This window comes from Microvirga ossetica, assembly GCF_002741015.1.
In the GTDB taxonomy this organism is placed as follows: domain Bacteria; phylum Pseudomonadota; class Alphaproteobacteria; order Rhizobiales; family Beijerinckiaceae; genus Microvirga; species Microvirga ossetica.
Window position 1 is genome coordinate 5,542,608 of the sequence record NZ_CP016616.1, and the last position, 10,014, is coordinate 5,552,621.

9 protein-coding genes are annotated in these 10,014 nt (G+C 64.5%); 7 read left to right on the plus strand and 2 right to left on the minus strand.

What is annotated here, in order from left to right:
* Nucleotides 1–264 precede the first annotated feature (264 nt).
* On the plus strand, nt 265–1,983 hold the full coding sequence (locus BB934_RS26430) for an adenylate/guanylate cyclase domain-containing protein (RefSeq protein WP_099512328.1): 1,719 nt from the start codon (nt 265–267) through the stop codon (nt 1,981–1,983).
* 65 nt (nt 1,984–2,048) lie between these two features.
* Here the strand turns inward: BB934_RS26430 and BB934_RS26435 are convergent, their stop codons facing one another.
* Both BB934_RS26435 and BB934_RS47365 read right to left on the minus strand, forming a co-directional pair.
* Nucleotides 2,049–2,453, minus strand: a complete 405-nt coding sequence (locus BB934_RS26435; protein ID WP_157934325.1) for a hypothetical protein — start codon at nt 2,451–2,453, stop codon at nt 2,049–2,051.
* The gene (locus tag BB934_RS47365; RefSeq protein ID WP_157934326.1) at nt 2,450–2,710 is read right to left on the minus strand and encodes a DUF4286 family protein; all 261 of its coding nucleotides are present in this window, start codon (nt 2,708–2,710) and stop codon (nt 2,450–2,452) included. Before BB934_RS47365 ends, BB934_RS26435 begins: the two co-directional genes overlap by 4 nt.
* An 85-nt stretch (nt 2,711–2,795) precedes the next feature.
* Here BB934_RS47365 and BB934_RS26440 point away from each other — a divergent pair, with 85 nt between their 5' ends.
* From BB934_RS26440 to BB934_RS26460, 6 genes are all read left to right on the plus strand, one after another.
* On the plus strand, nt 2,796–4,574 hold the full coding sequence (locus tag BB934_RS26440; RefSeq protein ID WP_157934327.1) for an adenylate/guanylate cyclase domain-containing protein: 1,779 nt from the start codon (nt 2,796–2,798) through the stop codon (nt 4,572–4,574).
* 78 nt (nt 4,575–4,652) lie between these two features.
* Nucleotides 4,653–6,245 (plus strand): GMC family oxidoreductase, encoded by a 1,593-nt coding sequence (locus BB934_RS26445; protein ID WP_210422121.1) that lies wholly within the window; start codon nt 4,653–4,655, stop codon nt 6,243–6,245.
* 69 nt (nt 6,246–6,314) lie between these two features.
* On the plus strand, nt 6,315–6,485 hold the full coding sequence (locus BB934_RS51010; protein ID WP_418294723.1) for a GNAT family N-acetyltransferase: 171 nt from the start codon (nt 6,315–6,317) through the stop codon (nt 6,483–6,485).
* Between the two features lie 470 nt (nt 6,486–6,955).
* Nucleotides 6,956–8,755 carry an adenylate/guanylate cyclase domain-containing protein gene (locus BB934_RS26450; RefSeq protein WP_157934328.1) on the plus strand — a complete coding sequence of 600 codons (1,800 nt, stop codon included), beginning with the start codon at nt 6,956–6,958 and terminating at the stop codon, nt 8,753–8,755.
* A gap of 220 nt (nt 8,756–8,975) precedes the next feature.
* Nucleotides 8,976–9,374 (plus strand): hypothetical protein, encoded by a 399-nt coding sequence (locus BB934_RS26455; protein ID WP_099512333.1) that lies wholly within the window; start codon nt 8,976–8,978, stop codon nt 9,372–9,374.
* Complete coding sequence (locus tag BB934_RS26460) at nt 9,362–9,793, plus strand: hypothetical protein (RefSeq protein ID WP_099512334.1); 432 nt, start codon at nt 9,362–9,364, stop codon at nt 9,791–9,793. Before BB934_RS26455 ends, BB934_RS26460 begins: the two co-directional genes overlap by 13 nt.
* Nucleotides 9,794–10,014 lie beyond the last annotated feature (221 nt).

Consider the following 10,014-nt stretch of genomic DNA (forward strand, 5'->3'; position numbering starts at 1 on the left):
TGTGACGGGACCGATCAGGCATTGTGACAGGACCTAGGTTCGGGGTTGCATTACGGTGAGCCCGGAGGCGTCCCATGGGCGATGCGAGGATGACATCGATGGGTCATGCGATAGCGATGCCCTGTTGCCGGATTCCCACTTCCGGACCTGCCGTGCTGAGACACAGCGCGCCGAGGGCTCTTGGACAGCATGCTCGGCAATCAGCCCTTGCCGCTCCGGCATGGGGCCACCCGATCATCAGGGCACGCAACAGCAGGGGATAAGATGAGCCCGTCCCAGGTTGAGCGGCGACTGTCGGCCATCATGGCTGCCGACGTGGTCGGCTACTCTGGACTGATCGAGGCGGACGAGCTTGGCACGCTCACGGCCATGAGGGATTTGCGGGATACGGTCTGGAACCCGCTTCTCGTCGAGCATCGCGGACGGACCGTCAAGCTGATGGGCGACGGCATCCTGGCCGAGTTCGGCTCGGTGGTCGATGCCATCGCCTGTGCGGCGGCCTTGCAGCGGAAGCTGGCTGCCGACCAGGCCGGGACGCACCCGGACCGCCGCATCGTGTTCCGGGTCGGAGTCAACCTCGGCGACGTGGTGGTCGAGGGCGACGATCTGCTCGGCGACGGGGTTAACATCGCGGCGCGCCTCGAGCAGCTTTGCGCCCCTGGCGGAGTGATGATCTCCGGAACCGCTTACGACCACCTGCAAGGCAAGCTGGATTGCGGCTTCGAGTTCGTGGGCGAGCAGCGTCTCAAGAACATCGCGCGGCTGGTCCGGGTCTACCGCATGGTTTCCGATCCAACGGCGAGGGCCCATGCACAGCCGCTCCCCGAGAAGCCCTCGATTGCTGTCTTGCCCTTTGCCAACATCGGCCAGGAGCCGGAGCAGGAGAGCTTTGCCGACGGGCTGACCGAGGATCTCATCACAGATCTCTCGCGGCGGGCCGGGCTGTTCGTCATCGCGCGCCACTCGGCCTTTGCCTACAAGGGCTGCCCGGTCGATGGGCGCCAAGTCGCCAGGGACCTTGGGGTCCGCTATCTTCTCGAGGGAAGCACGCGCCGGGCTGCCGGACGGGTGCGGATCAATGTCCAGTTGGTCGACGCACTGAACGGCGAGCACCTGTGGGCCGAGCGGTTTGATCGCGGCCTTGAAGACATCTTCAAGGTCCAGGACGAGGTCACCGGCCGGATCGTCGAGGCCCTGGTCGGTCGCCTGGTGCCGGCCCCGGCCCGAAACCGGCCGGCCAGCCTGGACGCCTACGATCTGTGCGTGCGCGGGCGGGCGCTGATCGGCAAGACCCCTGAGGTCGCCCGTGAGGCCAGTCTCCTGCTCCAGCGCGCCATTGCCCTTGATCCCGACTACGCGGAGGCGCATCGCTGGCTGGCGTTCAACCTCTGGACGGGCTGGGCGCATTGGGGCGAGCCGATGGAACCGAATCGCCCCAAGTCGGTGGAATTGGCAGAGCGGGCGGTGGCGCTTGATCCGAACGATGCCGGCAACCGCTGGGTTCTCGGGCATGTGCTCGCCTTCGAGCGGCGCTGGCCGGAATCGGACGCGGCCTATGAGGCGGCGTTCGCCCTCGATGCCAACCAAGCGGATGCCTGGGCGATGCAGGGCGAGATGGGAACATTCCATGGCCGCCCGACGGAGGGAATCGAGAGGGTGAAGAGGGCACTGCGCCTGAACCCGCATCCGCCGGGCTGGTATTACTGGGAGCTTGGCTATGCGCAGTATGCCGCGCGCCAGCATGAAGCGGCGGTCGAGACCCTGCGCCAGCCGTCGACGTACCGGACCGGCTCGCGCCGCATCCTGGCGGCAAGCCTGGCGCAACTCGGGAAGATCGAGGAGGCACGCCAGGAGGCGGAACTGTTCATGGTGAGCAATCCGCATTTCACGATCGGCTACTGGGCGGCGACGCAGCCGTTCCGGGACGACGCGATCCGCGAGCACTTCGTTGATGGCTACCGCAAGGCCGACTTGCCTGCTTGATTGTCGCCCGGCCGCCTGTTCACGTGACGGGGTTCGCACGCGGGGCTGTCAACACCGCCAGGCGCTCATTGAGCCAGTCTGGCGTGGTCCAGCGCGTAAAGATCGGCAGCGATGTCCGGACCGGCCCCGTTCTGCCGCAGCAGGGCCGTTCGGTCCTGGAACACCGCCGCTTGGTCATAGCCTTCGATCAGGAGCACCCAGTCAGCGACCGTGTCCTGCCCCCCGCGCAGGACCGCCTCCTGGGTCGGCGTCTTGCCCCTGTCCCGGTCCGCGATCAGCAGATGGGCGGCGCACAGACCTGGTTGCATCGCGTGCGACCGCACCTCGCCTGTCAGGAAATCCCGTAGGCCCGCCTCGCGTCCGGGGTCCGGCGAGAACCGGAGGCTCTGGAGCCAGCGGCCGATGCCGAAGCCCCACGATGCTTCCACCCGGCAGAGGCTCCGGTTCATGTTCCGCAGCGCGGGCATCATCCGCCGGTCCATTCAGAGGGATTGTTCAGGCGCTCCAGGTACGCCTCCGATTTGAAGACATCGGGGTCGACGACCGCGTACAGGATCAGGAAGGCCGGCCCGGATCCCGCGACGGAGTACCGCCGCGCTTCCACGAAGCCGGGGATCGCAAGCCGCTCCTGCATGTGCTCATGGGAGTGCCAGTCGAGGTACTCGGCCTCGCGCCCCTCATCGACGTCGTGCCATGCGACCAGAGCCCCTGATCCAGCCCAGCCCATCGGAACCTCCCCGGCTGCTGAGACGCTCGACGCGAATCCCCGTCGCGCGTACCATCCTAGTCGCGATGACAGCTTGGAGGAACACATGCCTCCGCAGGAGCCGCGCCTCGCACGGCGGCTGGCCGCGATCCTCACGGCGGACGTGGCAGGTTATGCCCGCCTGACGGGTGCCGACGAGAGCGGCACGCTCCGGATGCTCGCCGCGCATCGCGAGATCATGGACCGGACGATCGGCGAGTACGGCGGCCGCATCGCCAACACCGCAGGCGACAGCGTCGTGGCCGAGTTCCCCAGCGTCGTCGATGCGGTGCAATGCGCCGTGGCCGTCCAGGATCGGTTGAACGCGACGGACGGGGACACGCCCGAGTCCCGCCGCCTGCGGTTCCGCATCGGCGTGCACCTCGGTGACGTGGTGGTCCGGAACGGCGACGTCCTCGGCGATGCGGTCAACATCGGCGCCCGGCTCCAGTCGCTCGCCGAGCCCGGCGGGGTGTGCATCTCGGGCACGGCCTACGACTATGTGCACAAGGCGCTGCCGCTGACCTATGCCGATCTCGGGCCGCAGGCGGTCAAGAGCATCGAGGAGCCGATCCGGGCCTATCTCGTCGGACCCGCAGCCCCGGAGCAGCCACCCCCGCTGCCGTCGTCGCACGCGTTCCGGCTCCTGCCGCTGCCGGACAAGCCCTCCCTGGCGGTGCTGCCGTTCGCGAACCTCGGCGGCGATCCCGAGCAGGAGTATCTGGTGGACGGCATCACCGACGAGATCATCACGGCGCTCGCCAGGGTGCGCTGGTTCTTCGTCATCGCCGGAAGCTCCAGCTTCACCTTCAAGGGCCGTGCCATCGACGTGAAGCAGGTCGGGCGTGAACTCGGGGTGCGCTACGTCCTGGAAGGCAGCGTGCGGAGAGCGGGTCAGCGCCTGCGGATCACGGGTCAGCTCCTCGAGGCCGAGACGGGCAGCCATCTCTGGGCCGATCGCTACGAGGGTTCCATGGAGGACGTGTTCGAGTTCCAAGACCGGATTACCGAGAGCGTGGTCGGGGCCATCGAGCCGCGCCTGCGGGTGGCCGAGATGGAGCGGGCGCGGCGGAAGCGTCCGGATAGCCTCACTGCCTATGACCGCTTCCTGCGGGCCCTGTCGCAGTTCTATCTCGCCAGCCGGGACGGCACGGCGGCGACGTTGCGCCTGATCGAGGAGACGATCAGGCTCGATCCCGACTACGGGCCGCCCTACGCCCTCGGCGCCCAATGCCACGTCTACTACATCACCCAGGGCTGGACCGACGACCGGGAGCGCAACCGCGCCGAAGGCGAGCGCCTGGCCCACGCGGCCCTGGAATGCGACCGCGACGATCCCACGGTGCTCTGGATGGCGGGCCACGCGCTCGGGTTCCTGACCCGTGACTACGACACGGCGCTGGCGCTCCTCGACCGTTCCCTGGCCCTCAACCCGAACTCGGCCTCGGCCTATTGCTTCAGTGCCTGGAGCCGCTGCTGCGCGGGCTTTCCGGAGATCGCGATCCCGCAGGTCCAGGCGGCCCTGCGACTCAGCCCCATCGACCGGAACATTTTCATGTTCCAGTCGGCCCTGGCGGTTGCCTATTGCATGACCGGGCAGCATGAGAAGGCCGTGGAGTGGGGACAGAGGGCCGTCCAGGAGCAGCCGCGATGGACCGGCAGCTACCGCCCTCTGGCGTCCAGCCTCGCTCACCTGGGCCGGATCGAGGAGGCGAGGGCCACGATGGCGCGGCTCCTGGGGATCGATCCGGCCTTCAGTCTCGACTTCATCCGCCAGGTTTACATGCCCGCCGCAGGACGGGACACTTTCATGGCCGGACTCAGGCTCGCAGGCGTTCCCGAATGACGCATGACCATCCCTTCGACAATTGCGCGAAGGCGGATTGGAAATCCGATATCATGGAGCATGATCGGAGGGTGCGCGATGTACGACTACGTCATCGTCGGAGCCGGTTCCGCCGGATGCGTGCTGGCTCATCGCCTGGTGACAGGAGGAGCCTCGGTTCTCCTCTTGGAAGCCGGAGGTCCCGATGAGGATCCGCTGATCCGTATACCCGCTCTCCCGGCCATGCTTCAGGACACGCCGCTCGACTGGGCCTATCGCACGGCTCCACAGGCCCATCTCAACGGCAGGCGGATCTTCTGCCCGCGCGGAAGGGTGCTAGGGGGATCCTCCACCCTGAACTACCTGGTGTACGTCCGCGGCAACAAAGGCGACTTCGATCAGTGGGCCCAGCTTGGCAATTTCGGCTGGTCGTATGACGATGTCCTGCCCTATTTCCGTCGGTCCGAGCGCAACGCCTGCCACCGGGACGGCCATCACGGAACGGACGGCCCGATCCAGGTCACCGACATTCCGGTCGAGCACCCGCTCACGAGCCTATTCCTTCAGGCCGCCGCGGAAGCGGGCCTGCCCTTCAACGAGGACTTCAACGGCGCCCGCCAGGAGGGCTATGGACGCTATCCGGTCACCCTGGGCGCAGATGGTCGCTGTAGTGCGGCAACAGCCTACCTCCGCCCCGTGCAAGGGCACCGGAACCTGTGCGTCGTCACACACGCCCGTGCCACCCGGGTCCTCATCGAGCAGGAGCGCGCCGTAGGGGTCAGCTATCTGACCCCGGAGGGCCTCCACACGGTCCATGCCGCGTGCGAAACGATCCTCTGCGGCGGCGCCGTCAACTCCCCGCATCTGCTCATGCTGTCGGGAGTGGGTGCGGCGGATGAGCTTCGCGCGGTCGGCATCGAACTGAGGCACCACCTGCCTGGCGTTGGCAAGAACCTCCAGGACCACCTCAGTTCCAAGATCCGGGTCGAGATCAGTGAGCCGCTGACGCTCTTCGGCCTGTCCCAGGATGCCCGGACAGCCGCGCAGCAGGAGTACCTCGAGAACGGGACAGGACCGTTTGCCACGAATTACTTCGAGGCGGGTGCGTTCTTTTCCAGCGACCCATTCACGGACTACCCGGACACGCAGCTCATCTTCACGATCGGGTTCGGCAGCGAGATGCCGGACGGGTGTGCCACGGACCGCCATGGGTTCGTGCTGAGCGCCTATCCGACGCGCCCGGACAGCCGCGGCGAGGTGCGGGCAGTGACGTCCAACCCGCTGGACCGGCCGCTGATCGATCCGCGCTACCTGAGTGCTCCGCATGACCTGGACTTGGCCCTCGAGAGCTTCCGGATGATGAGGAGGATCGCCGCTGCCCCTGCGTTCTCCGGCGTCGGGGCACGGGAGGTCCATCCGGGGGACACGGTCGCCGACCGTGAAGGGCTCACGGCCTACATCCGCCGGACAGCCTCGACATCGTTTCATCAATCCGGCACGTGCAGGATGGGCACGGACGAGATGGCCGTTGTGGATCCAGCGCTGCGTCTCCATGGTCTGGAGGCGCTTCGGGTCGTCGACGCATCAGTGATGCCGACCCTCGTGAGCGGCAACACGAATGCTGCAACCATGATGATCGCCGAGAAGGCCGCGGACTTGATCCTCACCCACGATTCCCAGCATCATGCCTGAGGGGTATGCCCCGGTCGATCGAGGGGGCACGTTGAGCCCAGGGAAGCCTTCCTCTTGGAGGTCGATGGCATGCCTATCTCGCTCTGTACCCACACTGCACGGGTCTCTGACATCGTTCAGATTGGATGCGTCTGGACCGCATTGAGGTGGCGCGGGCGCGGGTATGCCCGAAGGGTCGTGGCAGGTGCCCTCCACGCAGCAGAGCAAGAGGGGGTATCGCGGGCAGTGTTGTTCACCTAGAGCCCTGCCGCGCGACGCTGCTACGAGGCTCTTGGATTTCAGCGGATTGGTGACTACGGCACGATTATCTTTGCGACCGAACTCACTGCATGAGCAAAGTGCAACACAGTCCTTGCATAAAGGCGCTTCCACAATTCACGAACCAAAATCCCAGAAGGTCCAAAACTGGCACTTATCGGAAGAGACGCCTTGGTCTGCTTCTGAGGCGATGAGCGGATCTTCATTTCATTTACTGTTCGTGACTCTTTGACCCAAAGCGGCCCTGCGCATGTACGTGGTCTTTGTCAGCATCCCGTGGCGGTCGACACAAAAACCCAAGCTCTGGAGCCACTTCCGACGATAGATTTAAGGACGAGCCTTTCCCTTATAAGCCGCAAGTACCCCATGATACACTTTGCCAATAAGATCCTCATACGACGGGGAGCATGGCCGTGCCTCAGAGGCCCGTCGAGCGTCGGCTCGCAGCCATCATGATGACAGACATCGTCGGCTACAGCCGCCTGATCGGCTTGGATGATGTAGCGACCTTGCAGGCTATCGACGACCTTAGAAGGTCTGTCATTGACCCCGCCGTGCTCCGCCACCATGGCCGGATCATCAAGACTATCGGGGATGGTTTGCTGGTGGAGTTTGCCAGTGTCGTCGATACGGTGGCCTGCGCCATCGCCATCCAGCAGGGCGTGGCCACGCGCTATACGGAGCGTCCGGATCAACCGTCACTCTTGTTGCGGATCGGGATCAACCTGGGGGACGTGATCGTCCAGGACGGCGACCTGTTTGGTGAAGGCGTTAATGTGGCAGCCCGACTGGAGCGCCTGAGCGAGCCCGGGGGGATCTGTCTGACCCGCGAGGTGCGCGATCAACTTCAGGACAGGTTCAACTTATCCTGGGCCGATCTCGGCGAGCAGAACCTTAAGAACATCGCCCGCCCAGTGCATGTCTTTGGCATCTCTCCCGACGTAATCGCAGGCTTACCGAAAGAGGCTGCTGGTGAGATCGGGACTGTGGAGGCCCAGATCAGCTCAAACGCCAGAGGATTCAGCGCACTGTCGCCCCGATTGTCCCTCGTAGTGCTACCCTTCATGTCGGCCTCCGACGCAGCGGATCAGTCTCACTTTGCTGAAGGCATGACTGAGACCCTCACTACGGATCTCTCCCGTATCCGACGCTCCTTCGTGATCGCGCCATCAACTGCCAGACTGTATCAGGACCAACAGACTGATCTCCAGCAGGTCAGTCGCGATCTCGGGGTGCGCTACGTACTGAGGGGCAGCATCCAAAAGAGCGGGTCACGGTTGCGAGTGAACGCGCAACTGCTCGACAGCCAAACCGGCGCCCATATCTGGTCCGAGCGCTTCGACGGAGACAGTACTGACCTGTTTGGTCTTCAGGACCAGATCACCGGCCGGATTGCCAATTCGCTTGATCGCGAGATCACAGTCGCTGCCTTGCGGGACGCCGAAGTCCGCAGGATGGCCCCTGATGCCGTTGACTTCCTGATGCGCGGCATCGCAGCCTCATACGGGCCCCAATCCCTGGAGAGTGTTCAGCGGCAGGAGGCGTTTTTCCGGCAGGCGGTTACCTTCGATCCCGGCAACAGCGAGGCGCTGGCACGGCTGGCCTGGTCCATTCTGCTGCAAGAACTGCCATTGCAGCATTCGACCTCAACCGAAATCAGCCAGAACCGGGTGAAAGAGGCCGCTGAGGTGGCCCGGGCCGGTCTGATGCATGACCCGGACAGTGCCCGCGCTCACTTGGCATTAGCCCTTGTCCATCGCTTGCATGGCGACCCAAAGGGGATGGCTCTTGAGAGTGAGGCAGCAGTTGCACTCGACCACAATCTTGCCAATGCGCACACGAGCTTGGCCATGGCTCTAATCTGGCTTGGGCGGCCACACGAAGGCTTGTTGGCTGTGGAGCAAGCCATGCGCCTAGATCCCCGCAGTCCGCAATTTGGCGTCTTCCTATCAGTCCTCGGGCGAGCTCAGCTACTTCTTGGGAACATTGAGGTAGCAGCCGATTGTTTTGCCAAGGCTCAACTGCTTCCTTCAAGTCTACCGAACGTCCATGCCGGAACGGCCATGGCCTACGCGCTTCTGGGTGACCTGGAGGCCGCCCGCGCGGCTGCGAGGCAGGCTCTTGATGTGGCGCCGAGGTTTCGCATGTCTCACAGTGCTTACGCACCCCTGGCACAGTCACCGGATCTCTACCGAAAACTGTACAGAGAGGTCATTCTTCCAGCGGCCGAGCAAGCGGATCTTCCCGTTTAAGCGTAAGAGTGCCGTCGTGGCCCCAGTCAGGAACTTGGAACGTCTCCTCCTGGCACTTCTCGGAAATAGAAGAAACTTCAGGAAAGGAGCCGTGAGCGGACCCTTGTATTGCTGCCTTGGACGGCCTTTTCGAGCGGCGTCATTGTGCCGCTGTCATCGACGTCAGGTGTATGGCGAGATCACCGTAGAGCCGCTATGAATCGGCCGGGGGGCTAAACACATGCTGAGGGACATCCAGAGGGTCGAGAAGTCCGGCGCGAGCCGAATCCTGCTGCACAAGGACAAGGGCAAGACCGAAGACCTCGTCCGCACGATCACCACGCTGCACCTGACGGTGACGGATCTCGCCCTGAGGTCGACGGCATCATTCGACAGTAAGGTCCGTACGCACGAGGGCGCGGATCTGCACGGCATCATAGGTGCCACCGAGTATCTTCGTAGCGATGGCTCCGCGCCCTTCTTCGACGTGCTCTCCGCGAGCACCGGCGCCGCGGCCACGGCACCGCCACATGCGAGGACCGTCTCTACGCCTTCGAGGGCGAGAACCTCCGGCGCATCGAGAGAATCCGCCTACGCGTCCAGTCCGGCACGCCCGCGAGGGCCGTCGTGCATTGCCTGATCGACGACGAATCGCCGCTGGCGCAGGTCGATGTCATCCTCGCCCGGGATCAGTTCGACGCGCTGTTCCGGCACCTCTGGATCAGCCCGACACCGGCGATCCTCCGCGTGGCGATCTCGCCGACCTGCTTCCAGTATGCGATGGCCGGAATGGCGCCCGGATACCCCGAGGACGTAGTATTCCCGGGCGGTGTGACGACCGCGCAGATCGACGATGTCGCCGTCGAGAAGAGGCTCTCGGCACCTGCTGCAAGCGATATGACCGACGACACCCCCGCGGACGCCCCACCCGACCCGTCCCTGGCGCGCCTGGACGTCATCAGGAAGCACGCAGACAGGATTGCGGCATCGGTGAAACGCATCGAATTCTTTGCAGGATTGGCCCTCGGAATCCTCGTGATTTCCGCGTTTCTTCGATGAGAAAGAGCGGCCCGGACCTGCCCAAAGGACTCGAGATCCGGGACTCGGAGGACGTCCGAACGAGAGAAGGCCCGCCTCCGTCAGGGAAGCGGGCCTTTTTCCGATCCTTGGCGGGTGCGCCCTGGCCCGTCAGTCCGCACACAACCCAAGGCTGCAAGGATTGAAGAGTCAGGCTTTTCGCCGATTCGAGTCAGGATACCCCCGGGTTTGGGTCAGACTTC